At 70.5% G+C, this 25,246-nt stretch carries 28 protein-coding genes and 1 tRNA gene; 21 read left to right on the forward strand and 8 right to left on the reverse strand.

The window, feature by feature from the left end; all coding sequences use genetic code 11:
- Positions 1-55 precede the first annotated feature (55 nt).
- The 5 genes from I7X12_RS02380 (at position 56) to I7X12_RS02400 (ending at position 6,103) form a co-directional block, all read left to right on the forward strand.
- Positions 56-805: an ABC transporter ATP-binding protein gene (locus I7X12_RS02380; RefSeq protein ID WP_198062291.1), complete on the forward strand. Its 750-nt coding sequence runs from the start codon at positions 56-58 to the stop codon at positions 803-805.
- A complete protein-coding gene (locus tag I7X12_RS02385; protein WP_198062292.1) occupies positions 802-2,391 on the forward strand; it encodes a hypothetical protein in 1,590 nt (529 codons plus the stop codon). Before I7X12_RS02380 ends, I7X12_RS02385 begins: the two co-directional genes overlap by 4 nt.
- Positions 2,392-2,546: 155 nt before the next feature.
- A complete protein-coding gene (locus tag I7X12_RS02390) occupies positions 2,547-3,311 on the forward strand; it encodes an SDR family NAD(P)-dependent oxidoreductase (protein ID WP_332309545.1) in 765 nt (254 codons plus the stop codon).
- A 151-nt stretch (positions 3,312-3,462) separates the two neighbouring features.
- Positions 3,463-3,786, forward strand: a complete 324-nt coding sequence (locus I7X12_RS02395) for a DUF7344 domain-containing protein (RefSeq protein WP_198062293.1) — start codon at positions 3,463-3,465, stop codon at positions 3,784-3,786.
- Between the two features lie 757 nt (positions 3,787-4,543).
- Positions 4,544-6,103 carry a DUF7115 domain-containing protein gene (locus I7X12_RS02400; RefSeq protein ID WP_198062294.1) on the forward strand — a complete coding sequence of 520 codons (1,560 nt, stop codon included), beginning with the start codon at positions 4,544-4,546 and terminating at the stop codon, positions 6,101-6,103.
- A gap of 31 nt (positions 6,104-6,134) precedes the next feature.
- On the opposite strand, the gene I7X12_RS02405 is transcribed toward I7X12_RS02400, so the two are convergent.
- The gene (locus I7X12_RS02405) at positions 6,135-6,497 is read right to left on the reverse strand and encodes a DUF5830 family protein (protein WP_198062295.1); all 363 of its coding nucleotides are present in this window, start codon (positions 6,495-6,497) and stop codon (positions 6,135-6,137) included.
- Between the two features lie 124 nt (positions 6,498-6,621).
- Here I7X12_RS02405 and I7X12_RS02410 point away from each other — a divergent pair, with 124 nt between their 5' ends.
- On the forward strand, positions 6,622-7,296 hold the full coding sequence (locus I7X12_RS02410; RefSeq protein WP_198062296.1) for a TVP38/TMEM64 family protein: 675 nt from the start codon (positions 6,622-6,624) through the stop codon (positions 7,294-7,296).
- Positions 7,297-7,312: 16 nt separating this feature from the next.
- On the opposite strand, the gene I7X12_RS20765 is transcribed toward I7X12_RS02410, so the two are convergent.
- On the reverse strand, positions 7,313-7,432 hold the full coding sequence (locus tag I7X12_RS20765; protein WP_006885078.1) for an HVO_2523 family zinc finger protein: 120 nt from the start codon (positions 7,430-7,432) through the stop codon (positions 7,313-7,315).
- A 156-nt stretch (positions 7,433-7,588) separates the two neighbouring features.
- Between I7X12_RS20765 and I7X12_RS02415 the strand changes: the two genes are divergently transcribed.
- The 5 genes from I7X12_RS02415 to I7X12_RS02435 all read left to right on the forward strand — a co-directional run bounded on the left by I7X12_RS02415 (position 7,589) and on the right by I7X12_RS02435 (position 13,385).
- Positions 7,589-9,226, forward strand: coding sequence for a molybdopterin-dependent oxidoreductase (locus tag I7X12_RS02415; protein ID WP_198062297.1), 1,638 nt, complete (start codon positions 7,589-7,591; stop codon positions 9,224-9,226).
- An 82-nt stretch (positions 9,227-9,308) separates the two neighbouring features.
- Positions 9,309-9,584 carry a winged helix-turn-helix domain-containing protein gene (locus tag I7X12_RS02420; RefSeq protein WP_198062298.1) on the forward strand — a complete coding sequence of 92 codons (276 nt, stop codon included), beginning with the start codon at positions 9,309-9,311 and terminating at the stop codon, positions 9,582-9,584.
- Positions 9,585-9,588: 4 nt separating this feature from the next.
- Complete coding sequence (locus I7X12_RS02425) at positions 9,589-9,885, forward strand: hypothetical protein (RefSeq protein ID WP_198062299.1); 297 nt, start codon at positions 9,589-9,591, stop codon at positions 9,883-9,885.
- Positions 9,886-10,376: 491 nt separating this feature from the next.
- On the forward strand, positions 10,377-11,099 hold the full coding sequence (locus tag I7X12_RS02430; protein WP_198062300.1) for a sugar phosphate isomerase/epimerase family protein: 723 nt from the start codon (positions 10,377-10,379) through the stop codon (positions 11,097-11,099).
- A gap of 93 nt (positions 11,100-11,192) precedes the next feature.
- Complete coding sequence (locus I7X12_RS02435; protein ID WP_198062301.1) at positions 11,193-13,385, forward strand: PGF-CTERM sorting domain-containing protein; 2,193 nt, start codon at positions 11,193-11,195, stop codon at positions 13,383-13,385.
- 48 nt (positions 13,386-13,433) lie between these two features.
- On the opposite strand, the gene thiD is transcribed toward I7X12_RS02435, so the two are convergent.
- Positions 13,434-14,792 carry a bifunctional hydroxymethylpyrimidine kinase/phosphomethylpyrimidine kinase gene (gene thiD, locus I7X12_RS02440; protein WP_198062302.1) on the reverse strand — a complete coding sequence of 453 codons (1,359 nt, stop codon included), beginning with the start codon at positions 14,790-14,792 and terminating at the stop codon, positions 13,434-13,436.
- Positions 14,793-14,971: 179 nt separating this feature from the next.
- Between thiD and I7X12_RS02445 the strand changes: the two genes are divergently transcribed.
- Complete coding sequence (locus I7X12_RS02445; RefSeq protein ID WP_198062303.1) at positions 14,972-15,226, forward strand: DUF5789 family protein; 255 nt, start codon at positions 14,972-14,974, stop codon at positions 15,224-15,226.
- Positions 15,227-15,277: 51 nt separating this feature from the next.
- On the opposite strand, the gene I7X12_RS02450 is transcribed toward I7X12_RS02445, so the two are convergent.
- Entirely contained in the window at positions 15,278-16,201 is a 924-nt protein-coding gene (locus I7X12_RS02450; RefSeq protein WP_198062304.1) for a phosphotriesterase family protein, read from the reverse strand.
- Positions 16,202-16,399: 198 nt separating this feature from the next.
- Between I7X12_RS02450 and I7X12_RS02455 the strand changes: the two genes are divergently transcribed.
- Positions 16,400-16,567, forward strand: a complete 168-nt coding sequence (locus I7X12_RS02455) for a DUF7331 family protein (protein WP_198062305.1) — start codon at positions 16,400-16,402, stop codon at positions 16,565-16,567.
- 7 nt (positions 16,568-16,574) lie between these two features.
- On the opposite strand, the gene I7X12_RS02460 is transcribed toward I7X12_RS02455, so the two are convergent.
- The 3 genes from I7X12_RS02460 to I7X12_RS02470 form a co-directional block, all read right to left on the reverse strand.
- Positions 16,575-17,468, reverse strand: a complete 894-nt coding sequence (locus tag I7X12_RS02460) for an EamA family transporter (RefSeq protein WP_198062306.1) — start codon at positions 17,466-17,468, stop codon at positions 16,575-16,577.
- A 106-nt stretch (positions 17,469-17,574) separates the two neighbouring features.
- On the reverse strand, positions 17,575-17,934 hold the full coding sequence (locus I7X12_RS02465; protein WP_198062307.1) for a hypothetical protein: 360 nt from the start codon (positions 17,932-17,934) through the stop codon (positions 17,575-17,577).
- 101 nt (positions 17,935-18,035) lie between these two features.
- Positions 18,036-18,800, reverse strand: coding sequence for a hypothetical protein (locus tag I7X12_RS02470; protein WP_198062308.1), 765 nt, complete (start codon positions 18,798-18,800; stop codon positions 18,036-18,038).
- 158 nt (positions 18,801-18,958) lie between these two features.
- On the opposite strand from I7X12_RS02470, the gene I7X12_RS02475 reads away from it, so the two are divergent.
- The 7 genes from I7X12_RS02475 (at position 18,959) to I7X12_RS02505 (ending at position 24,458) form a co-directional block, all read left to right on the forward strand.
- Positions 18,959-19,612 (forward strand): DsbA family oxidoreductase, encoded by a 654-nt coding sequence (locus tag I7X12_RS02475; RefSeq protein ID WP_198062309.1) that lies wholly within the window; start codon positions 18,959-18,961, stop codon positions 19,610-19,612.
- A 272-nt stretch (positions 19,613-19,884) separates the two neighbouring features.
- Positions 19,885-20,202, forward strand: coding sequence for a hypothetical protein (locus I7X12_RS02480; protein ID WP_198062310.1), 318 nt, complete (start codon positions 19,885-19,887; stop codon positions 20,200-20,202).
- Positions 20,203-20,300: 98 nt separating this feature from the next.
- Positions 20,301-20,660, forward strand: coding sequence for a winged helix-turn-helix domain-containing protein (locus tag I7X12_RS02485; protein WP_198062311.1), 360 nt, complete (start codon positions 20,301-20,303; stop codon positions 20,658-20,660).
- Positions 20,657-21,007, forward strand: coding sequence for a DUF7521 family protein (locus I7X12_RS02490; protein ID WP_198062312.1), 351 nt, complete (start codon positions 20,657-20,659; stop codon positions 21,005-21,007). Before I7X12_RS02485 ends, I7X12_RS02490 begins: the two co-directional genes overlap by 4 nt.
- 103 nt (positions 21,008-21,110) lie before the next feature.
- Entirely contained in the window at positions 21,111-21,458 is a 348-nt protein-coding gene (locus I7X12_RS02495; protein ID WP_232342986.1) for a DUF7521 family protein, read from the forward strand.
- A 114-nt stretch (positions 21,459-21,572) separates the two neighbouring features.
- Positions 21,573-22,343 carry a sensor domain-containing protein gene (locus I7X12_RS02500; RefSeq protein ID WP_198062313.1) on the forward strand — a complete coding sequence of 257 codons (771 nt, stop codon included), beginning with the start codon at positions 21,573-21,575 and terminating at the stop codon, positions 22,341-22,343.
- Between the two features lie 84 nt (positions 22,344-22,427).
- Entirely contained in the window at positions 22,428-24,458 is a 2,031-nt protein-coding gene (locus I7X12_RS02505; RefSeq protein WP_198062314.1) for an ATP-binding protein, read from the forward strand.
- 53 nt (positions 24,459-24,511) lie between these two features.
- On the opposite strand, the gene I7X12_RS02510 is transcribed toward I7X12_RS02505, so the two are convergent.
- On the reverse strand, positions 24,512-24,844 hold the full coding sequence (locus tag I7X12_RS02510; protein WP_198062315.1) for a thioredoxin family protein: 333 nt from the start codon (positions 24,842-24,844) through the stop codon (positions 24,512-24,514).
- 209 nt (positions 24,845-25,053) lie between these two features.
- On the opposite strand from I7X12_RS02510, the gene I7X12_RS02515 reads away from it, so the two are divergent.
- Positions 25,054-25,188, forward strand: a tRNA-Met gene (locus tag I7X12_RS02515).
- Positions 25,189-25,246 lie beyond the last annotated feature (58 nt).

The raw sequence follows: 25,246 nt of genomic DNA on the forward strand, positions 1-25,246 counted from the left end.
GCGAAACCCCTGTCCACCGGAACACTTACCGCGGCGCTGTCCCCTACACCTGTCAGTGGCAGCCATCGAGACCGACGGGCTCGCGAAGCGCTACGGGTCGGTCGCCGCCGTCGAGAGGCTGGACCTGACCGTCGAGGCGGGAACCATCTACGGCTTCCTCGGGCCCAACGGCGCCGGCAAGACGACCACGATGCGGCTGCTGACCGGACTCACTCGCCCCAGCGACGGGACTGCGACCGTCGCCGGCGTCGACGTGCGCGACCGCGACCGGCTGGGCGAGCGGATCGGCTACGTCCCCGACGCGCCGCCGCTGTACGAGAAGCTCACCGCCCGCGAACAGCTCTCGGCGATCGCCGACGTGCGCGGGCTCGACCCCGACCGGGCACGCGAACGGGTCGAGGCCCTGTTCGACCGCTTCGGCCTGGCGGCCGCCGACGACCGCATCGAGAGCTACTCGAAGGGGATGAAACAGAAGACCAGCGTGATCCAGGCCATCGTCCACGAGCCCGACGTACTGTTCCTCGACGAGCCGACGAGCGGGCTCGACCCCAACGCCGCGCGGACGCTCAAGGCGGTCCTCACCGAACTGCGCGACGAGGGAACCGCGGTCTTCCTCTCGACGCACGTGCTCTCGGTCGTCGACGAACTGGCCGACACCGTCGGGCTGCTCTCGGACGGGCGGTTGCTCGCCGAGGACGACCCCGAGCGGCTGGTCGCCGACCGCGACGGCGACACGCTGGAGGACGCCTTCGTCGAACTGACGAACGACGCCGACCTCTCCGCGCGGCTGCGCGAGTCGCCATGACCGGCCCGTCGGTCGTCGTCGCGCGGACGGCGCTCCGTCAGACCTACCGGCGGGTCCGCGAGTCCAGGCGGATGACCGCCTTCTTCCTGTTGATCCCCGGCTTCTTCGCACTACAGGTCTCCGGCGCGGTCGGACCGGGCGCCCACGACGTGGGGCGACGGTTCGCCGCCGGCGAGGTCGCGCCGGTCGTAGCGGAGATCCGGGGGGTGGTGCTGTCGGGCGTCGTCCTGCTCGCCCTGATGGGGGTGCTGGGCGCCGCCGGCGGCAACAGCGAGTTCAAAGACCGCTACGTGGCTTTCCTGACGGCGACGAGCACCCGGGCGGTCGCCGTCGGGAGCGTCGCCCGCCAGACGGCCGTCTGGACGGCGCTGTTCTGGCCGGTCGCGCTCGCCGGCGCGGTCGCGTTCGCGCTGGGCGCCGGGGAACCGGTCGCCGCCGTGTCGCTGGTCGCCGGCAGCCTCTGGCTGTTCGTCGTCGCCGGGGTCGCGACGGCGCCCGTCGGCTTCGGCGCCCGCTGGCTGCTCGACGGCTACGGGCTCTCGAAGAACGCCAGGTTCGGCCTCGGCGTCGGCATGCTCGGCCTGTTCTATCTCGTCCTGTTCACCAGGCGAACCGTCGGCGCCGCGCTGGACGCGACCCCGTTGTCGTGGGCCGGCGACCTGCTGTTGCTGACCGTCCCCGGTGCGGGCGCCTCGACGCTCCGGGCCGCCGGCTTCCTCCTCGCCTCCGTCGGGGTCGTCCTCGCCTCGCTGGTCGCCTCGGTCCGTCTGGCCGAGGCCCTCTGGTACGACGACCGCGCGCTCGCCGACGACGGCGCCGAGTCCGACGACGCGCCGGTGACGGCGACGCCGGTCAGGGACGTGCTCGCGTCGGTCGTCCCGCGACCGACCGCCGCGCTCGTCGAGACGACCTGGCGACGCACCAAGCGCACGCCGAAGACGCTGTGGTACGTCTACCCCGCTATCTTCGTCGGTCTCGTCATGGGCGAACAGCTGGTCTACAGCGGCCCATTCTCCGCGGCGATGTACGCGCCGATCGTCGCCTTCACCGGCGCGCTCGCAGCCGGTAGCGGCTTCACGCTCAACCCGCTGGGCACCGAGGGCGACGCCCTACCCGGGCTGCTCACCGCGGGCGTCTCCGGCGAGACGTTCGTCCGCGCGAAGGCCTACGCCGTCGTCCTCCCCGCGATGCCGCTGCTGGTCGGCGCCTCGCTGGGCACCGCCATCGGCGCCGGCGTCGGCTCCCCGCTGGTCGTCGCCGCAGTCGGCGTCTTCGCCGTTACCCTCGCCGTCCTCGCGCCGCTTCTCTCGCTGGCGCTCGGGGTCCACTACCCGCCCGGCGACGAGGGGCTGCTCGGCGAGGACGTACAGATCCCCAACAAGTCCGCCTCCGCGGCCTACACGCTGGGGATGGTCGCCGTCGGCGCGCCCGGGTTCGGCGCGCTCGGCGCCTACGCCCTGTCGGGAGCGGTCGACCCGGCGACCGTCGTCGTCGGCGTCGGCGCCACGGTCGTCCTCGCCGCCCTCGTCGCCTGGCGGAGCTATCGCCACGCTGTCGCGAAAGTGGACGCGTATTCGGTCGAATGACCGCACGGCGGCGGTAGACGCAGGTTCGGATCCCACCCAGTCCGACTAACCCACGTGCGGAGGTGCCCACGTGCGGAGGAGTTCGCGTGCGGAGGAGTTCGCGAATCGGGGGCGAACCGAAAACGTATCCCGGGGCGCGCACCGTCGGTCCAATCATGTCGGAAACAGACGGAATCAGCATCGAGGGGCAGAACGCGGTGGTCATCGGCGGCACGAGCGGGATCGGTCTGGAGATCGCCCGTGCGTTCGCCCGCAACGGCGCCGACGTGGTCGCTACCAGCCGCTCCGAAGAGTCGGTGGCCGAGGCCGCCGCGGAACTGCGCGACCTGGGAGCCGAGACCGTCGAAGTGACCTGCAACGTCCGCGACCCCGACTCGATCGCGACCCTCCGGGAGACCGCCGAGGACGCCCTGGGCGACACCGACACGCTCGTCACCTCCCAGGGGTCGGTCGCGACGACGCCCGTCACCGAGATGACCGAAGAGGAGTGGGGCCAGGACATCGACGTGCTGCTGACCGGTGCCTTCCGCGCGATCAAGGAGTTCGGCGCCGCCATGGACGAGGGGAGCATCGTCAACATCTCCTCGATGTCGGCCGAGCAGTCCCGCGAGGCCCGCCCCAGCTACGTCTCGGCGAAGGCCGGACTGAACGGGCTCACTCGCGCGACCGCGGCGGATCTGGGTCCCGAGGTCCGGGTCAACGCCATCGCGCCCGGCTTCGTCAAGACCGAACTCGCGGGGCCGAAACTCGAAGACGGCTCGGCGTTCCGCGAGGGCGTCGACGAGCGCACGCCCATGGAGCGAGTCGCCACGCCCGACGAGATCAGCGGCGCCGCGCTGTACCTCGCGAGCGACGCCGCCTCCTTCACCACGGGCGAGATCATCACCATCGACGGTGGCTACGACCGTTCGTCGGTCTGAGGGGGTCGCTCGCCCGCCCGTCGCGGTCGATCCGCCGGGTGGCACCGCCGTCGCGGCCGAACGCGGCCGAGCGCGGCCGAACGCGCCACCGACGTGCGACGCTATTCCTTTAGGCGCAGGCGCTATACCCGGACGTAGCCGAAGGGGAGGTATGGGCCCCACGGACGGAATGGTACGATACGGCGACAGATCGCTCGTGTACGACGCGCTGGCGGACGAACGGCGGCGCAGAGTGGTCCACCTGCTCGCGGACGCCGACGCGGCGCTGACGATCGAGGACATCGCAGAGCGACTGACCGACGACGACCGCCCCGGCGACGCCGAGGACGAGGTCGTGCGCCTCCGAACGTCGCCGTATCACGTCCACGTTCCGAAACTCTCCGAGGCAGGTATCGTCCGGTTCTCGCCCGATCGCCAGCGCGTCCGACTGACCGAATCGGTCTCGCCCGACGCACTCGACGCCCTCGAATCGTAGCGAGTCCGTTCGGTACACCTGCGAAGTTATCGGTTGTTTCCGGTTGTACTGGAGCGAAACGAAGTCGAGCGACAGCGACCGCACTCACCGGGGACAGCAGGCGATGAACGCCCTCGGCGCGCTCGCTCACGGGTCGCTTCGCTCGCCGGAAGACTCGCTCCGCTCGTCTTCCGAGCCTGCGCTCACTTCGTTCGCGCAGACCCCGTTCGCGTTGACGAGGTCTCCCTGCGGTCGACCTCGCTCTCGCGGTCGCTGACCGGGATATCCGCGCTCTCGGCACCGCCCGCTCACGGCAGGGCCGTCTGCTCGCGGGCCACTGGCCCGCTCGCACGGTCCGTGGGAGCTTCGCTCCCACGCTATTCGCTTCGAGGCGCTGCGCGCCTCGCACCGCGCGGATAGTGCCCGCTCAGCCGACTCACGGCGCGAGCGCGCCTCGCCCGTTCGGTCCACCAGGACCGCACAGCACCACGACCGCCCCGCACAGCACCGCAGACGGCCACGCACCTCCCCAGCCGACTGCGATGCTCGCAGGCTGCGCTTCTCATCCCTCGCGCGACTAGTTCGAGCGGCCCGCCAAGAGGCGGGCACGCTCGACAGCGCACGCCAACCGCACCGCTCACTCCCGTACCTCCACTGAGCGGCCGTCGAACCGCGCTCGGGCGGGCTCCACAACTCGCGGAGGGCGTGGTGGATCGCCCGACCGGACGGGTGGGCGTCCACCCCCGGATTTATACACCAGGACGGGTACACCTCAGGCATGGACATCCCGGACCTCGTCGAGGGGGCACTCGACGGCGAGGAGATACAGGCCGGCGTCTCGCTCGGCGACGAGGACGCGGTCTGTCTCACACCGACGCGAACGCTCGTCTACCGCGGCGAAGGGCTGCTCAGCGACGAAGCGGTCGAGGAGTACTCCCACGACATCGAACAGCTCGCGGTCTCGGAGGGCCGTCGCAAGACGAAGTTCACCATGCAGTACATCGACGGCACGCAGTCGTTCACCGTCCCGGCCAGCCGCGGCGACAAGGTGCTCGAACTGTTCCTCGAAGGCGTCCTCAAACTCGACGGCGTCATCGACGACCGCGAGTCGCTCGCCGGCGTCTACCGGTTCAGCGAACTCACGCTCATCATCGCCGAGGGGCGACTGATCAAGCACATCGGCAGCCAGGTCTGGTCCGAGGACTTCGAGGTGTACGCCTACGACGACGTGACCGGCCTCGAGTTCGAACGCGCCAGCGTCGCGACCAGCATCGCCCTCTCGATCGGCGGTCGCCCCCAGCGAGTCAAGGTGCCCAACGACAAGGCACCCGTCGTCCGCCAGACGCTCGAAGAAGCGCTGTTCGGCTACTACGACGTGGCCAACGTCGACGAACTCAACCGCGTCGTCGGCCCGGAGACGGACACCGGCGGCGTCGATACCGCGTCCGACGACGGCGGCGGCGACGACTTCGCGTTCGGCGACGACTTCGACCCGCTCGTCAGCGAGGAGGCCGACCTGACCGAGTCCGTCGACGCCGACGAGCGACTCGCCGAGAGCGACTCCTCGACCGGACAGCCGTCGCGAGAGCCGGACCGACAGCCCAGTGGACAGTCGACCGATCCCGCGGCGGGGCAACCCACCGATACGAACGCGGGCGGGGGCGCCGACCCAGCTCCCCGCGGGACGGACGCGGAGACTGCGACGGAACCCGGCCGTCCGGACGACGGCCGGCCGTCGAACGCGAACGGCGGTGGACGGGCGGCGGCCGACTCCCACGACCGAGCCGACCAGCGCGCCCAGTCTGCGTCCACGGAATCTGAACCGGAACCGACCGAAACCGGCGACGCGGACGCCGGTGACGGCGACGTTCGACACGGTGAGGGGGCTCCGGGAGTGTCCGAACGAGCCGACACCACTCCGGAGGACACCGGCCAGAGAGACACCCAGCATACGCCCTCTCGACGGGCCGATACCCAACGGACGCAGTCGCAGCGAGCCGATACTCGACAGACGCAGTCGCGACCGACGCCGTCCCGGGACGCTGACTCGACAGGTGGGACGAGTGAGTCGGTCCAGCGCGCCGAGGCGTCGGCCGACCCCACCGAGGAGGCTGCCGCGGCGCCGGACGACCCATCGGAGACGGGGACAGCAACGGAGTCGACGACCGCCGCCAGTTCCGCCGAGACCGACGAGTCGGAGCCGGCACCGGTCAGTCGCGAGGAGTTCGAGGCGATGGCCGAGCGACTGGACGAGCTGACCGACGCGGTCGACCGCCAGAACGAACTGCTCAAACGGCAACATCGCGCGCTGAAGCAGCTGGTCCAACAGCGCGACTGAGTGGGACCGGGCGCTCGGACCAGCCGGGTGTTCAGTCCTCGTCGCGGCCGGTGACTTTCCTGATACACGAGGAGCCGAACGGCCCGTGATCGCCGGCGTCGAACTCGATGAAATAGCCCGTCGTGATGCCGGCGCCGCAGCGCTGGCAGGTGAACTCCCCCTCTTTGCTCACCACGTCGCCGCCCTCGAAACCGACGTAGTCGCCGGTCGTCGGGACGACGGTGTCGCCCTCGCGGTCGATGACGCCGCGTTTCTCGGCGGTTTCGAGGATCTCGCGGGTGACCGCCGGGTCGCTGGTCACGGTCTCGATGCGGTCGACGGCCTCGGCCAGTGACAGCTCGGCGTGTTCGAGGTGGGCGAGCAGTTCGACGCCGAGTTCGACGCGGTCGTCCACGCTCTTCGGTGGGGTCGCCCCCGGATTAAGCGTTTCCGGGTTCGCGGTGTCCGTCGCCACCGGCCGGCCCGGGCGGTCCGCGGCGACCACAAGACTTGTGCCGGCGGCGGCGAGACGACGGGTGATGGCAGTGAGTCGGGCGACGCGCCGACAGCTCGCCGGTCTCGGGGCGCTCGCCCTCGCGCTCGCGGCCGGAGCGGTGGTCTTCTCCCCGGCCGCGGTGCTGGAGTCGCTGGTCGCGCTCTCTGGAGACCCCTGGCGCTTTCTCGCCGTGCTCGTCGTCCTCTACGTCGTCCGACCGTTCGTCCTGTGGCCGGTCAGCCTGCTGTCGCTGACGGTCGGATACGTCTACGGCGCGGCGGTCGGGATCCCGATCGCCGCGGCGGGCGTCGCCGTCTCCACGGCGCCGCCGTTCCTCCTCGCCCGCCGGTTCCGGACCGACGAGGGAGTCCTCGGCCGGACCGCGGGCGTCGGCGACCGGATCGTGACGGCGACCGGTGGCTTCCGAGGGCTCGTGGCCGCGCGGCTCGCGCCGATCCCCTCGGACGTGACCTCCTCGGCCGCCGGGCTCTCGGACCTGTCACCGCGGACGTATCTGGCCGGGACGCTCGTCGGCGAGACGCCGTGGATCGTCGGCGCCGTCGTCGCCGGCGCGTCGATGCACACGCTGTCGGTCGACGGGCTCGACCAGGGGATCGCCCTGGTCGCCGCCGCGACCGCCGTCTCGGGACTCCTGCTGGCCGGACCGACCTACCGGCTGGTCCGCGAGCGCTACGACCTCGGAGTCGACGCTCGGTAGCGCCCTCGTGCGGCGTTCAGTAGAACGTGTCCGCGCAGTCGTAGACGACGCCGTGTTCGGGGCAGACGTACTTGCAGTGGCGGTGGGTCATCGGCCGCTCACAGATCGGACAGGGTCGACCGCCGGCGTCGCTCATATCTCCGCCTCGGACCGGCGGCGCTTGAGCCTTGTTCTCCGGTCGGTCCCCGTCGGCGGTTTCGACCGCCTGGCGCGGCCAACCCGAACGAATTCTAGAGAGAGTCCGAGCGGTTTTCGAACAACGCCTATCCGTCGGTAGTGGCCAGTGTAACCCATGACAGGAGACACGCCGCTCGCGGACCGCTACCCGCCCGGCCTCCCCACCGCGGTCGTCGCCGTCTCGGCGGGGGTAGCGGGCCTGCTCGGCTCGTTCGCCGCCGCCGGGTTCGCGCCCGGGTTCGTCGTCGCACCGGTCGAGAGCACGCTCTCCCGGCGGATGCCCGGCGCGGTCGTCGCCTTCGCGATCACCGCGCTCGGCGACCTGGGTCAGCAACTCAACCTCGCGACCGCGGGCGCGCTCGTGGTCGCGCTGTTCGCCGCGCTGGTCGCCCTCTCGGTCGCAGTCGGGCGGCGCCTCGACACGCGCCTGGCGCCGCTGCTCTGCGCTCCGGCGGCCGTCTGGGCCGCGACGGCGCTGCTGACCGGCCGCCCGGTCCTCTCGGTCGGCGCCGCCGTCGGCGTCGGCCTCGTCGTCTGGGTGACCGACCTCTCCTACTCGGGCGAACTCGCCGCCGGTCGGTCGACCCCGTCGTCGGACGGGCGGCGCCGCGTCCTCGCGGCGCTCGGTGCCGCCCTCGGCGCCAGCGTGCTCGGGTACGCAGTCGGTCGCGACGGTCCGTCGACGGGCGACGGCTCCAGCGCCACGAACGCGGGGAGTGCGGGCACCGGAGGGAGCGCCGACGGCGACCGCCCGCGGGGCGATCCCGAGATCTACGGGAGCGCCGACGTGCCGACCTTCGACGCCGACGACCAGCTCGCAGCGGCGGCCGACAGGGAGTTCGACCTCGACGGGACGGAACCGCTGGTCAGCGAGCGCTTTTACAACGTCTCCTACAGTTCGATCTCGCCGACGCCCGACGCCGCCGAGTGGTCGCTGTCGGTCACCGGCGAGGTCGGCCAGGAGGTGTCCGCCGACTACGCCGACCTCGCCGAGCGCGAGTTCCAGCACCGGTTCGTCACGCTGCGCTGCGTCGGCGAGTCGCTCAACGGGCAGAAGATGGACACCGCGGTCTGGAGCGGCGTCCCCATCGCACCCCTGATCGAGGACGCGAAGCCGAACTCCGACTGCGACTGTGTCATGGTCAGGGCGGCCGACGACTACTACGAGGAGTTCCCGCTGGAGGCGCTGGAGAGCGGCTTCCTCGCCCTGGGGATGAACGGCGAGCCGCTGCCGCGGAGCCACGGCGCGCCCGTCCGCCTGCTCGTCCCCGGCCACTGGGGCGAGATCAACGTCAAGTGGATCACCGAGATCGAGTTCCTCGAACGCGAGGCGGACGGCTACTGGGAGCAGAAGGGCTGGCACGGTACCGGTCCCGTCGAGACGGTCGCCAAGCTCCACGCGACGAACCGTACCGACGACGGGCAGCTCGAGGTCGGCGGCCACGCCTACGCGGGGACGCGGGGCATCGAGCGCGTCGAGGTGTCGACCGACGGCGGCGACACGTGGACCGACGCGGAACTCACCGAGCGGTTGCCCGGCGCGACGGGCGCAGTCGAGGAGCCACCCGACCACGCGGCGGACGCCTGGCGACAGTGGCGCCACGTGTACGACCCGCCCGCGGGCAGTCACGACGTCGTCGTCCGCGCCACGGACGGGACGGGGACGGTCCAGTCGAGCGAAGAACGAGACGCCTACCCCAGCGGGGCGACCGGCTGGGTGAGCGAGACGGTCGCTCCGGGGAGCGTGGGGTGAAGTGTCGGACGGCAGTGCGGGGATCGTGGGAGGAACCAGCACGCCTAAACCACAGGCGGGGGACAGGACGGAACGAGCGTCGATGGAGAAGGCACTCTGGTATCTGCTCGCCGGCACGCGCGGCGGCGAGAACCGCGCCCGGATCATCCGGTTGCTCGACGACCGGCCGCGCAACGCCAACCAGCTGGCCGAGGAACTCGACGTGGACTACAACACCGTGCGCCACCATCTCGACGTCCTGCTGGACCACGACGTGGTCGAGCGCGGCGGCGACGACTACGGCGCGATGTACTTCCTCACGGACCGGTTCGACCGTCACCGCGAGGAGTTCGAGACCATAACCGACCAAATCGAGTGATACGATGGCGATGGAACCCTGGCTCACCGTTGCGACCGCCCTCGCGGGGCTCAACGCCCTGTTACTGGTGGCGCTCGGCGTCGTCTGGCTGCGTAACTACCGAACGTTCGGCACCAACCTCATCCTCGGCCTGCTCGCCTTCGCCGGCGTCATGCTGCTCGAGAACCTCGTCGCGATCTACTACTTCTTCAGCATGCAGATGCTCTACGCCAGCGACCCCGTCGCCCAGCAGGCCGTCGTCGTCCTCCGCGCCCTGCAGTTCCTCGCGCTGCTGTTCCTGACGTACGTCACGATGCAGTGATCCGAGTTCGTTCCGATTTCTGCTATTCGACGGTCTCACTGGCGCGTGCTGTCGCGCGCTCTCGTGCGCGCGACGGTTGCCGCGCGAGGGATGAGCATCGCAGCTTGCGAGAAGCGCAAGCGGCTGGGGAGGTGTGAGGCCGTCTGCGGTCGCTGTGGGGTGCGGTGGTGGTCCTGGTGGACTGAACGGGCGAGGCGCGCGTGGCGGCGCAGCCGCCACGGCCTGCGGCGGTCCGCGGAGCCGACCGCCCTGCTCGCGCCCGTAGTCGTCTGATCGGGCACTATCCGCGCGGCCGGTGCCGAGAGCGCGGATATCTCGCTCAGCGACCGCGAGCGCGTCGAGGGCTTTCGTCGCCTGGTGTCAGTCGCGATCGTCACTCCAGCTAGCGAGCGCGTCGAGGGCTTTCGCTCTCTGTCGTCGACTGGGGAGTCGCAGCCGGAGAGTCGCGCCCCGACCCGTGGACTGAAAGCCCGCCCGGACGATCGACCGTCATGGTACGCACCGCGATCAACCTCTATTCGGTTCGCGAGTTGGACCTGCCGATGGCCGAGATCCTCGAGCGCTGCGCGGCGGCCGGCTACGACGGCGTGCAGTTCTCCGGGGGCTTCGGTGGCCGCTCGGCCGAGGAACTCGCCGACCACCTCGACGATCTGGACCTGGCCGTGACGGCGTCGCACGTCGACGTGGACGACCTGGAGTCCGACCCCGCCCGAGTCGTCGACTTCCACGAGACGATCGGTGCCGACGGCGCGGTCGTCCCGTGGCTCGGGCCCGAACAGTTCGAGTCCCGCGCGGCGACGCTGGAGACGGCCGACCGCGTCGACGGGATGGCGGCGGACCTCCTCGACTACGGCTTCGCCCTGCACTACCACAACCACGACCACGAGTTCGCCGCCTTCGACGACACGACGGGCTTCGAGGTGTTCGCCGACCACACCGACGCCCTGCTGGAACCCGACGTGGGCTGGATCGAGACGGCGGGCCACGACCCCGTCGAGATCGTCGAGCGCTACGGCGAACGCGTCGAGATCGTCCACATGAAGGACATGGACGACGGCGAGTTCTGCGAGATCGGCGACGGCGACGTGGACATGCAGGCGTGTGCCGACGCCGCCCGCGAGGTCGACGCCGAGTGGCTCGTCTACGAACACGACGAACCCGAGGACCCCGCGGCCTCGATCGACGCCGGAGCGGAGTTCCTCGCCGGGCTGTAGCGCCGGTCGAGAGCGGGTGCCCGTGGTCGTCGCTCGCGGACCCGGGTCCGCCGGGCGCCGAACCATTAAGTCGAGTGTTTCCCAACCGAAGGTATGTCACGGGCTGGCGGTCGTCGAGTCGTCGTCGCGGCGGTCGCGGTGGTGCTTCTCGCGAGCGCGGTCACCGGCGGCGGACTCGCGGCCGCCTCGCCGACCGAGAACGGAGCCGCTTCGTCGGCCGCGGACGCGCCAGCGCCCGACCGGGTCGGATTCGGGGCAGACATTGCGTCGTCGACCGAACTCGGGGAGCCCGCCGAGCGGGTGACGAAGTCGGTCACGGCGTCGGGCGGGTCGGCCTCGGCGGCGGGGACCGACGCGGTGTTGGCGGGCGCGCCGGCGAACGTCACGGCGGTGCAGGAACTCCGGTTGACGCCCGATGTGCCCGGTGAGGTGACCGTCGTCCAGCGCTACCGGGTGCCCGACCGGGTGTCCTCGCTGAAGCCGGAACTGCCCGCGAACGCGACCGTCACCGCGACGGCGGGCTTCTCGCGGGGCAACGGGACCGTCTACGAGTGGGACGGCAACACGTCGAGCCCGTCGGTGACGTTCGCGATGGAAGTCAACGAGACGGTGGACCTCTCCGGACCGGAGGGCGCTCAGGGGCGGTACCTCTTCGTCGACGCCGGCGAGTGGGCGCTCTTCCAGCGGCCGGCCGTGCCGACGAGCTGGTCGTGGTCGGGGGCGGCACCGGTCGGTATCACGCGCGAGACGCGGGCCGCGGGCGAGGGGTACGTCGGCGAGTGGATGGCCTACCTCGGCGCGGTCGAGACGCGCGAGCGGACGGCCCACGGCCAGCGGTTCGAGCTGGTGCTCCCCGAACGAGCGTCGTTGAGGGAGTCGCCCGCGGCGATCCTCGACTCGCTGGCGGCGGCGGGCGACCGCCTGCGCGTCGGCGACCGCGACGACGTCGTGAACGTCTTCGCCGCGCCGACGACGACCGTCGGCTGGGGCGTGCGCGGCCTGCAGTACGGCGACCGCGACATGTGGGTGCGCGACGCCGAGCCGCTGGCGACCGCCGAGAACACCTGGCTGCACGAGTACGTCCACACCCGTCAGGGCTACGAGACGGCGCCGTCGGCGCGGTGGACCAACGAGGGCTTCGCCACCTACTACGCCGCCCTGCTCGCGCTCGAACAGGACCGCGTCGACTTCGCGGCGTTCCGCGAGGCGCTGCGCCCCGGGACCGTCCGCCCGCAGTCCGACGCGGTCCTGACCGAACCGCGGTCGTGGGTCAACACCGCGAACTACCTGAAAGGCAGCCTCGTCGCCGGCGACACCGACCTGCGGATCCGGCTGGCGACCGACGGCACGCGGTCGCTCCAGGCGGTCTTCTCCGCGATGAACGCTCACCCGGGACCGGTCGACGCGCGGACGGTCTTCGAGAGCGTCGGGACGGTCGCCGGACCGGAGGTTCGCAGAGCCGCGGTCACCTACGCGGGGACCGAGCGAGCGCCGGACCTGTGGTCGGTCCGCACCCACACCGAGGCGTTCGCGTCGACGCCCGCGCTGGTCGAGGTCGGGATCGCCACCGAATCCGACGCGCTCGCGGTGAACGGTCCCTACCGCAACGTGACCCGCTCGGGCTCGGAGCTGACCCTCTACGCGGGCGAGACGCTGACGATGACCGGGGCGGTGAGCAACGCCGGCGGCGCGGCCGGCGGCTACGAGGCGCGGTTCGTCGTCGACGGTGCGGTCACCACCTCGGAGAGCGGGACCGTCGCTCCCGGCGAGCGGGTGACCTACCGGTTCGAACGGACGTTCGACGAGGCGGGGGACCACACCCTCGCCGTCGGCGGCGACCGGGTGACCGTCGAGGTGTACGACCCGGCGCCGGCGACCGTGACCGCCCTCTCGGCCAACCGCACCGACCTGTCCGAGCCCGGCGCGGTGGCGTTCACCGCGACCGTCTCCAGCACCCACGGTGTGCCGGCGCGCGGGAACGTCACCCTCCGCGGTCCCGAGGGCCCGATCATCGACCGTCGGGTCGCCCTCGGCGCCGGAGAGAACCGGACCGTGAGCGGCGTCGCACGCCTCGACCGCGGCGAGTACGAGTTCACGCTCGGCGACGCCGACACGCTGGTCGTGACCGTCGGAGACGTCGGCGACGGCGGGAACGGCGGCGAGGGTGCCGACGGGACCGAGGGTGGCGACGGCGGGATATCCGGGCTCGGTCCCGGCTTCGGCCCCGTCACTGCGCTCGCCGGACTTCTGGGCGCGCTGGCGCTGCTCGTTCGGCGACGGGAGTGACGACCCCGCCGGCTCGTTGCGGTTGGGTCAGTCTTCGACCTCACTGCGTCAGTCCTCGATTTCGACCGCGTCGAGCACTGCCAGCGTCCGGTCGACCAGCGCGTCGGGGGTCCGCGCGAGGACGAAGGCGACGGCCTCGTCGCCGTGGCTGCCCCGGTCGACGACCGCCGCGGGCGTTCCGTCGATGGCGTCGAAGGCCGTCTCGACACCCCACTCGACCGAATCTGGGCGGTCGTCGGCTGGGTCGTACTCGGCGACCGGTCCGTCGAGGTCGCCGAACGCCTCGGCGACCGCGTCGTCGTAGCGTAGGTTCGCGGCGAACCGGAGGTCGGGGTCGTGCTCGCGCGTCGCCAGGAGGAGGCGAGCGACGTGGGCCGACGCGCCGAAGCGGACGCCGCGGGTCGGTGCTGCCCCCGAGCGCGTTCGGGTGATCCGTCCCTCGACGGCGGCGGTCTCGTCCGGTCGCTCCGCGTACGGGGTCGCGCCGGCGACGTTCGTCCCGACCTCGGGGACCAGCGGACCGATATCGCGGTCGACGAACGCGCGGACGATCCCCTCGACCGCCTCGGCGGTGTCGTCACGAGCGGCGCGGTCCCGCAACTCGACCGCGTGGTGGACCGCGCCCGGCCCCTCGCCCATGTCGAGGTTGTACCGGACCGCGCGGGCGAGCAGGTCGACGCCGGCGGCGACCGCCGCCTCGACGTCGTCGCCGTGGGCCAGCCGCGTCGCGATCGCCGACGAGAGCGTACAGCCCGAGCCGTGGGTGGCGTCGGTGTCGACCCGCGGATGCCGGAACGTCTCGACGCCGTCTGCAGTGACGAGCACGTCGAGCACGTCCGCCGACTCGCCGTCCGCGATGTGGCCGCCCTTGACGAGCGCGGCGTCTGCGCCCAGCTCGACGAGGCGTTCGCCCGCCTCGCGTGCCTCGGACTCGCTGTCGGGGTCGATCCCGGTCAGGACGGCCGCCTCGTCTGCGTTAGGTGTGACCAGCGTCGCCTCGGCGATCAGGGCCTCGTAGGCGCTCTCGGCCTCGCTGGCGAGCAGGCGGTCGCCGGAGGCGGCGACCATCACCGGGTCGACGACGGCCGGCGCCGCGACCGCCCGGACGCGGTCGGCGACGAGCTCGACCACCTCGGCCGTGGCGAGCATCCCCGTCTTGACGGCGGCCACGTCGAAGTCCGAGACGACGGCGTCGCACTGGGCGTCGATTTCGTCGGTCGGGAGGACGTGCGTGGACTCGACACCTGTCGTGTTCTGGGCGGTGACGCTGGTGATCGCGGTCGTCCCGAAGGCGCCGCCGGCCTCGATCGTCTTCAGGTCCGCCTGGATGCCGGCGCCGCCGCCGGAGTCGCTCCCCGCGATGGTCAGGACGACCGGCGGCGAGACCGGCGCGTCGCGTCGTGTCATGTCCGGGTGTTACCCTGCCGACACCAAATGCGTGACGAGAGCCGACGCGGATCGGGTGAGCAGGGGCGGACGGCGGGGTCGCGTGACCGTCGACCGACGACCGTCGGGCGGCGACGGGGAACGCTCCCCGCAGGCGTCTGGTAACTACGCACAAACGCCTGCCGGCCGTGGACTCGGGTATGGAGCTAGAACTGGCCGAACTGGGGGAGTACCTCGAACAGTTCGACTACCCCACCGAGCGCGACGAGCTGGCGGCCGCCTGTGGCGGTGTCGAACTCCGACTCGCCGAGGGCGAACGGAACCTCGGGGACCTGCTGGCCGGCGCGCACACCGACCGCTTCGACTCGGCCGACGACGCCTACACGGCCGTTCAGAACGACCTCCCGCGCGAGGCGGTCGGTGAACCCTACCAGTCCGAGGGCGAAGGCGACTGACCCGACCGGCTGGCTCCGCGTTCACGTCGCCTCGCCGGCGTCGGGCCACCCTCAGCGGGCGTACGCCTCGAACGGGTTGTCGTGCGTGAGCTGCCGGACCGTCGCTTCGTCGACGCCGGCCTCACGGAGCGTCGGGAGGAACCGCTCGGTGAGATAGGTGTAGGGCTTCTGTTCGCCGCCGTCGGGCTCCGAGGGGTCGTACCACCCGCGGTCCTGACTCAGGAGGACCCGGTCGGTGTCCCCCGCGTCGACGAGTCGTCGGACCCGGTCGACGTAGTCGCCGTCGTCCTGGTCGTCGCCGCCGATCCAGTCGAATTCGACGTAGGCGCCGCGCTCGGCGACCGCCCGATGGAAGCGCTCGTCGCCGGCCTGGGCGTGGATCCAGACGAACCGCTCGGGGTCGTAGCCGACGTCCTCGATCGTGTCGAGCTGTTCGTGGACGACCTCGCCGTGGAGCGTGTGGCTGCCGATGGCCGCGCCGGTCCGCTCGCCCGCGCGGGCCGCGGCCCGCAGGATCTTCCGTTCGTCGGGCGAGAGCCCGGTCGGGTCGTCGTCGTCGGTGCTGACCTTGATCCACGCCGCGCGGACGCCCGTGTCCTCGACCCCGTCGGTGAGGTCTTCGACGAGCCACTCGGTCAGTTCGTCCTCGCTCGCCTCGCGGGCCCACTCGGGGATCGACGGCTCCTGGTAGATCCCGGTCGGGACGACGATGGGGAAGTCGGTCGCCTCGGAAACCGCCAGATCGACGTCCACGCGGCGGCCGACGCCCTCGGGGGTGGCCTCGACGAGCGCCGTGACGCCCGACTCGCGGGCGCGCTCTATCTCCGGTGCCATCACCTCGACCACGTCGTCGGGATCGGCGTCGCGCCAGTTCTCCGCCGCCATCGGCCCCAGATCGACGAAGACGTGCTCGTGCGGGAGTATCAGTCCCAGGTCCTCTCGAGCCAGCGACCCCCGTGTCGTGTGGAGTTCCATGCGGCTCGACAGGAACGCGAGCGCCCTAATCCCTCGCCCACCGGCGAGTCCGGCCACGACCGCGCGAGCGGCCACTCGACTGCTGGACTCCCCACCCCGGGAAGCCACTGCGACTAGACGTCCTAATACAGTATCGAGAATGAGTACCACACCCACGACAACGCTTAACTTGGTGAACGACTGCGATCGAAGCGAGCGATGTCCGAGACGCAGCGGCCAACCGAGCGCGGGGCGGAACAGTGCGGGACCTTCGAGACCATCGACGGCGACCTGGTGCTCTACGACCGGGAGAACGCCAAGGCCTGGATCCAGGCCAGCTACGCGATCGACTTCGAGGACGTGCGCGCCACCGGACCGGCCGAATAGCCCCTTCTCACCCGACCGTTATCATCGTCACGCCGCCGATCGCGAACGCCGCGGCCACCAGCCGGACGCGGAAGTTCTCCTCGCCGAGGACGACCCCGCCGAGTAGCACCGCGACGACCGCCTGCGTGTTGACGACCGGCGACGCCAGGCTCGCCGACAGCGTCGAGAACGCGAGCATCACGAAGTGCTCCGCGACGGCCAGCAACAGCCCGGCGCCGGCGAACAGATGCAGGTCCGAACGGACCCCGCCGTTCTCCCACTCGGGCCAGCGCCGGACCGCGAGCGGCGCCAGCGCCAGCGGGACCACCGCGAACAGCACGAGGTTGAACGTCTCCGGCGGCACCCGCAGCTCCTGGGTGAGCACGCGCTTGCCCACGTCGACGACGCCGAAGATCGCGGCGCTGGCCAGCGCCAGCTGGGCCGGCCGGGAGTGGACTGCCCGGACGAACGGGTCGAGGAGCTTCCCCGGCTCGTAGTTGGCGACGTACACTGCGGCGGTCGCGACGAGGACGCCCGCGATCTGGACCGCCGAGAGCCGTTCGTTCAGGAAGACGAGTTCGATCGGGAGCACGAACACCGCGACGATCTTGCTGATCGGCGCGACGTAGGACACGTCGCCGACCGCGATCGCCCGGAACGAGGCCAGGAAAGCCAGGATCGACCCGCCGACGGTGAGGACGAACATCCCGACCCCGGGTGCACCGAAGCCGACGGGCAGGAGGCCACCGTCGCTCGCCACCGCCGCGATCGGCAGGTACCACAACAGCGACATCGCGAAGGTGACCGCGACGTACACCGTCGAGGGGTAGTCGTCGAAGTACCGCTTGATGCAAAACAGGTAGACGCCGAGGATCAGCGAGGCCGCGGCGGCGTACACCAGTCCCGATTCGAGCCCGAACACGACCCCACCGTTCGTGCGGGCGCTAAAGAACGTTCCCGTCTGTTCTCGCTCGTGATAGCGAACCGGCACGCCGTCGGCCGCCCCGGCGTGCCGAGGGCGCCGACGGCTACACGCCGGGGACGCCGACGCCGGAGAAGACCCCGAGACCGAGCGGCCCGAGCAGCGTGAACACGACGACGAGCGTCAGCCACGCGACCACGGCGATGGCCGCGGCCTCGACCCAGCCACCCTCGTACATGACGTTCAGGACACCCAGATACGCGAGGAACGTCAGTATCGGACCCAACAGCGGGACCCAGCCGAAGAAGGTCCCGACCAGCGCCCAGACGAGCGAGCCGAAGATCGCCGTCGTGACCGCCTTCTCGTAACTCCCGCCGTCGCCGACCAGTTCCGCGCCGACGTAGATACCGACGCCGCCGACCAGTACCCCGACGACGAACGTGATCAGCCCAGTGACGAGTCCCATGCGCGAGGACACGATCCGCTCGCTGAAAAAGGTAAGTGTCGGGAGATGTTCGGCAGGCGCTCCCATCGCCGGGGTCCGTGGAACCGACCGCGAGCGGCACCTCACCCGAGGAACGGCAGCGATCCCTGCGTCATGTACACCATGTCGAGGATGAGAACCAGCTGCAGGACGCCCTGGACGGCGCCGAGCATGGCGTTTTGCGTGCCGATGGAAGCGATGACCGAGGCGTCGGGGTCGGCGGAGATCATCTCCAGGTACATGCGCACCTCCCCGGGCATGAGGAAGCCAAAGCCCTGCACCGTGAGGATCGTGACGATGACCAGCGCGACCACGACCGTCGGCTGGGTCATCTGGAACTCGCCGATCGTGGTGGCGACCCAGGCCAGCGAGCCGACGGTGGCGACGGCGAAGACGGCCTGCCAGCGACGGTCGCGGTAGCAGTCGAGCCGCTTGCCGATCAGCAACAGCGTCGGGATCAGGTTCGCGGCGGTAAACAGCGCGAGCCACGGCTCGGCGTGGGTGAACACGCCGATCCGCTGGGCCAGCGCCAGGCCCGAGGCGATGGTGACGGTCGCGATCGACGGGAGGAAGAAGGCGGTCTTGGGCGTCAGCCGCCGGAACACGGCGGCGCTCTGCTCGTCGTCGAGGCCGCCGACGACCGGTCCGAGAACGGCGCCGATGAAGACGTCCGTCCCGGTCCAGAGCACCCCCGCCATGACGTGGACGTAGGTGTGTTCCTGGACCGATGCGACCGTGAGCGCGTATCCGAGGGCGGCGAGCGGCAGGAAGACGACCGCGACCGCGAACGCCGGGTTCGCTCGCCGCCCGAGACCGCCCACCGTACCCCTGATCGTCGTCGTCGACATATCACCCACAATATCGAATCTCCCTGTTAAATTTGGCCATGACCGCAACGACGGCCGAGAACGGGGGTTGGCGGCGCGTCCGGGGCGACGGCCGGGTCGCCGCGCGGTGACGCCGGTGTCACCGGTCGTTTTTCCCCGTCCGGTCGCAACCGAAGGGTATGAGCGACACCGACGCCGGCGCCGACAGCGAGACCGCCCGACCGATCGGGATCTACTCGGACTACGTCTGCCCGTTCTGCTATCTCGGTCGCGAGTCACTCGCCCAGTACCAGGCCGAACGCGACGAACGCCTGGAGATCGACTGGTACCCCTTCGACCTGCGGGCGGACAAGCGCCGGCCCGACGGCTCGATCGACCACGACGTCGACGACGGCAAAGACGAGGACTACTTCGAGCAGGCGAAAGAGAACGTCGAGCGTCTGCAAGAGGAGTACGGCGTCGAGATGAGCCTCGACCTCTCGCGGGAGGTCGACTCGCTGCCCGCACAGGTCGCCTCGTTCTACGTCGAGGAGACGTATCCCTACGAGCGGTGGCTCGCCTTCGACGAGGCGATCCTCGACGCGCTCTGGCAGGACGAGCGGGACATCGGCGACCCGGACGTGCTCGCGGACCTGGCGAGCGACGTCGACCTCGACCCATCGGAGGTCCGGGACGTACTCGACGGCGAACAGTGGCGCGAACGAGTCACCGAGCGGTTCGACGCGGCGCGGCGCGAGGGCGTGACGGGCGTGCCGACGTTCACCTACGGCGAGTACGCCGCTCGCGGTGCCGTCCCGCCGGAACACCTCCGACGGTTGGTCGAGGGGACGTGAGGCCACTTCCCTCCTGACCGGTTTGCGGACTCACCGACTGCGGACGCCCACTCGCGACCGACCCGTCGCAGACATCGGGCCCGAACGTCCGATCTGTGGGGACTGGCCCGAACGACACCACGGAGGATCTGTCGGTTCCGGTGTACGTCGCGTTCGTGGCCGAAGACGGCGATGAGGCCGGAGAGATCCGGGCGGCCGTGGACCACCGATTCGAGCGAGAAACTGACCGACCGGACCGGTACCTTCATGTAGACGAGCGGACGGGATCGGGTATGGCGACCGCCCTCTCCAGCCCTCTCAGCGACCGGATCCGACGCGTCGACGTGCTCGCCTACGTGTTCGGTCTCATGGGCGCCGCGTACGTCGGCGAGTTCACACTGGCGACCCTCGCCGCCACCGCGACGACCTACGAGGCCGGTATGGCCGCCCTCGGTGGGTTCGCGCTCCTCGGGAGCGCACAGATGTACCGGAACCCGGAGACGCTCCGGAACGGGACCGAACCCGCGCCCGCCTACCTGTACGTCCTCCCCGTCGTCTCGACCGGCGCCGCCCTCGCGCTAGCCGTCGGCTGGGTCGCGGCCCTTCCGTAGTCCGTCGGCCGACCCACCGGCTCGCGCGCCGGGCCGCAGTTTCCGAGTCGGAAAGCGTGTGGCGGCTTTTATAGTCTCGCCGGGGGAACCGTGGACCGATGGCAGCCGGTCAGGATCCCGAGGAGTCGGGGGTGATCTCGTTGCTCGACGACGAGTACGCCCGTGCGATCCTGGTCGAGTCGAGCCGGGAGGCGCTGTCGGCCTCGGCGCTGGCCGATCGGTGTGACGCCTCCGAGCCGACGATCTACCGGCGCATCGAACAGCTCCGCGAGTACGACCTCATCGTCGAACAGCAGCAGCTGGACCCCGACGGCCACCACTTCAAGACGTACCAGACACGCGTCGAACGGGTCACCGTCGAGATCGAGGACGGCGAGTGCTCGATCGACGTGTCCCGACGCGAGGTGGACGCCGCCGACCGGTTCACGCGGCTGTTCGAGGGACTCTCAGAACCATGACACCCGCGATCCCCCACCCCGCGCTCGCCCCCGTCCCCGCTCTGCAGGCCTCCGCGACCGGCGGCTCTGTCGTGATCGCGGTACTCGTCCTGCTCGGGCTGGCGGTCGCCGCCGGCCTGTCGCTGCTGATCGCCTACGAGGCGCTGAAGGGCTACCGGGGCACCCACGACCGGGCGATGCTGTTGTTGGCGGTCGGGATCGTCCTCCTGACCGGCGGCCCCATCGCCCTCCGGATCGCCCTCCCGACGCTCACCGACACGCCCGAGTCCGTCCGCCTCCTGTCGACGACCGTCAGCGAACTGCTCGGGCTCGGGTGCATCCTCTACGCTATCTACGGACGACCATGACCGCACGCACGCCCCACCAGCCCGCCGACTGCGACACGGACGCCCACCGCGGAACCGCCCGACCGACGGCCGGACCCGACGACCCCGCCCGGGAGGTGACACCGTGAGCGACCCGTTCGCAGGCATCGCCGCGGCGCTGCTCGTTGCTCCCGCGCTACCGGGACCGAGTCAGGTCACCGTTTCGGTCTCGCCGGCGACGCTCGCGGGGTCGGTGACCGCCGCCGTCGGCCTGTTCGTCGCCTACCAGGCCTACCGCGGCTACCGGCGCAACGACAGCCGTCCGATGCTGTTTCTCGGTCTGGGGATCTTCCTCGTCACCGTCGTCCCGTTCCTCGTCACGACGGTACTCGGCGGGATCTCCGGCGTCAGCGACGCCGTCGTCCTCCTCTCGTGGACGGTGTTCGAGATCGTCGGCCTCGGGTCGATCCTCTACGCGCTCACCGGTGCGTGACTCGGCCCCGTCTCGAACGGCGTCGTCCTCGAGACCGAGCCTACAGCCGGCGGCGGGGGCGACCGTCGCACCGGTACGATCACCTTTAGTACGCGGGCGGGCCAGGTGTCGACAATGAGCCGACTGGTCTCCGCGCTCCAGTTCTCGGCCGGACCGCGCACCCTCCTCCGGCGGTTCCTCGGCGTGCCACTCCGCCTCCAGACGTACGCGAACCTGCTGTACCTCTCGGTACAGTTCCCCCTGGGGATCGCGTACGCGGTCGCGCTGCCGCTGGGCTTCGGGCTCGGGATCGGACTGTCGGTGATACTCGTGGGCCTCCCGATACTCGTCGTGACGCTGCTGGGCGTCCGAGAACTGACCGCGCTCGAACGGTACACCGCCGATCGACTGCTCGTCGTCGACGTCGACGCGGGCGAGGCCGACGTCCCGTCGCTCGCCGACCCGGTCGACCACCTGAAACACGCGCTGACGAGCCTCTCGACGTGGAAGGGCGTCGTTTTCCTCCTGAGCAAGGTCCTCGTCGGGACCGCGGCGTTCACGCTGCTCGTCTCCCTGGGGGCGATCTCGCTGTCCCTGTTGCTCGTGCCGCTGTACTACCGGTCGGTCAACGTCGGCGTCCGACCGGTCTCCGGGGAGGTGAACGCCGAGCCGTCGGTCGAGTTCGCGCTCCAGACCTGGGAGATCGGACTCACCATCCCCTTCCGCCTGACGACGTGGTACGTCACGACGCTGCCGGAGGCGCTCGCCGTCTCTGCGTTCGGGCTAGTCGCGACGCTGGTCTCGCTACACGTCTGCAACGTCGCCGCGCGGGCCGCCGGCTGGTACGCGTCGCTGCTGGTCGGCGGAACCGACCGGTCGGCGATCCGCCGGATCGTCGACGCGTAGCCTGTGAGAGAGCCGATACCGGACTCGATCGACGGCCCCGGGGCCTTATTTACCTGCATCGCATACGGTGCGGGTAGCACCCCGATGAGCCACCTCCTGGCGGACCCGACTGTCGCACTCGTCGTCGGCGGATCTGCCGGCGACCGGGACCGCGTCCGCACCGCGATATCCGACGGCGACGGCGAACTCGTCGCTGTCGCCGCCGCGGACCGCAGCGACCTGACCGAACGGCTCTCCACGCGGGACGACGTGGGCTGTGTCGTCGCCGTGGGCGTCGACGAGGCGGCGTTCGACGACGCGTACGAGGCCGCCAGAGCGGTCAGCGACCACTTGCCCGTCGTCGCTTACACCGGCGAGGCGGCCGTGGCGGCGGCGGTCGCGGCCCGCGCCGACTGCCGATACCTGCCGCGGTCGGTCGCCGTCGAGACGCTCGCGAGTGTGGTCGGTGACGCGGTCGCGACCTATCGAGAGCGGCGGCAGGCGGCGGCCGACAGCAGCGTGCTGGGGACCCTTCTGGAGGAGACCGATCTGACGGTCTTCGCCAAGGACGAAGCGGGTCGCTACGTCCGGCTGGCGGGCGTGCCGTACTCGATCGGTCCGGGTCGCACCCACGGCAAGACGGACCCGGAGGTGTTCAGACACGACACCGACGCCGCGACCGAGGCCTACGAGGACGACCTGGCAGTGGTCGAGACCGGCGAACCGCTCCGGAACAAGGTCGAGCGGTTCGGCGGGCCCGGCGCCGACCACTGGTCGGAGGTGACGAAGCTCCCCTGGCGGGACGGCGACGGCGAGATACAGGGGGTCGTCGGTTTCGCGCGCGAGGTGACCGGGCGGGTCAAGACCGAACAGAAACTCGAAGAGCAGAAAGACCGGTTCGACCAGTTCGCCAGTTACGTCTCCCACGACCTGCGGACGCCCCTGCAGATCTCCGTCGGGGCGCTCGAACGCGCCCGGGAGGGCCACGACGAGGCGTTCGACCGGATCGAGCGGGCCAACGACCGCATCGAGGAGATCCTCGAAGACCTGAGCGCGCTGTCCAAGGGCGACCGTTCGGACGTGGACCTCTCCGACGAGGTGCTGGACGTTCTCAACGTCGGCGTGCCGACGACCGAGTTCACCCCGCTGGTCGAGCGCGTCTGGAGCGTCCACGGGACCGACGATGCGACGCTCGTGGTCGACGTGCCCACGGGAACCGAGATCATCACCGACGCCGAGACCGTTCGCCCGCTCGTCGAGAACCTGCTGAAGAACGCGCTCGACCACGCCGGCCCGGACGTGACCGTCCGGGTCGGGACGATGGACCGAGGCTTCTTCATCGAGGACGACGGTCCCGGCATCCCCGAGACCCAGCGCGAGAAGATCCTCGAAGCCGGGTACACCACCGCCGAGGACGGTACCGGGACGGGTCTCGCGATCGCCACGGAGACGATCGAACAGCAGGAGTGGGACATCGCCGTCGGCGAGAGCGCGTCGGGCGGCGCCAGGTTCGAGTTCACCGACTGTCCGGTCGTGGTGCCCACCGAGACGACGCCGACGCGCAGCCTGGAGCTCACCGACAGCGCCGACGTCGGCGACGTGTCGGTCGCCGGGTCGTCCCGCCGGAACGCAGCGGACGGCGGCTGGACGGTCGTCGGTGACGGCGAGGACATCTGGCAGGACATCGACGAGTTCCACATCTGTTACGGCGAGGCGACCGACCCCGTCAGGGTCGAGGGGCGACTCGCAGACTTCGAGGGCGTCCACGACTACAGCAAAGCCGGCCTGATGATCCGCGATAGCCTCGACGAAGACGCGGCGTTCGGGTTCGTCGGCGCGACCAACAGCCACGGCACCGAGACGCTCTGGCGAGAGGAAGACGGCGCCTACGCGGCCAGCGACCAGCTCGAAGAGCCCTACGAGGCCTACCCGTGGTATCGCATCGAGACCGTCGACGGGACCGTCACGATGTCGTGGTCGACCGACGGCGAGGAGTGGCAGGCGCTCGACCAGCGACCCGTCGCCACTCACGGCACGGTCGTGGTCGGACTCGCCGTCTGCAGTCACAGCGTCGACGAGACCAGCGAAGCGGTCTTCGAGGACGTGACCGTGACCGAACTCGACGTCGACGACTGAGATCGACGCCGGCGAGCGGGCGCGAACGGATCGTCGCGCCGACGACCGCCGCGTCAGTTCTCCTGTGTGACGAAGGTCTGGACCGCTTCGACACCGAGAACGCCGTCTTCGCGCGTCGCGACGAGGTCGCCGTCGACGAACAGGAGGAGCTTCGGGACGCTCCGCACGTCGTACTCGTCGATTAGCTCCGGGTCGTCGCGCGGGTTCACCGTCGCGACGACCGCCTCCGACGACTTGGCGACTCCGCTCAAGACCGGTTCCATCGCCGCACACTTTCCACAGCCGTCGGTGTAGAACTCGACGAGGACCCGGTCGTGACTCCCGACGAGGTCCGCGAGTTCCGTGCTCGACGACAGCGTGATCGGTCGATCGTGTGTCGCGTCCATGGACGGAACAACGGGGCCGAGCCGGGTAAGTTTCCCGGCGGGACGCGAGCGCGGGGCCGGCCTCCGGACGCGATGCCGACGATTCGGGGCGAAGAGTGTCGTCTCCACGGGCGACCGATCACTGAGACGACCGGACGGTGGCGCCGTCCAGCGGAACCGTCGGCGAAGATGAGAAGGTTAAAGACCGATAGCACGGTACGATTGAATGCGCCCGGGTGGCTTAGCTGGACATAGCGCCGCACTCATAGGGTTTCCTTGCGCGGCAGCCGGCATGCGCCCACGGGGCCTGTCAGCCTCGGACCTGGGACATGCGGAGATCGAGGGTTCGGAGCCCTCCCCGGGCATTTTCCCGACGCCGCGAACCTCGTGTGAGCGGTAGCTACGGAAAATGCCCGGAGAGGG

This window comes from Halosimplex litoreum (assembly GCF_016065055.1).
Taxonomy (GTDB): Archaea; Halobacteriota; Halobacteria; order Halobacteriales; family Haloarculaceae; genus Halosimplex; species Halosimplex litoreum.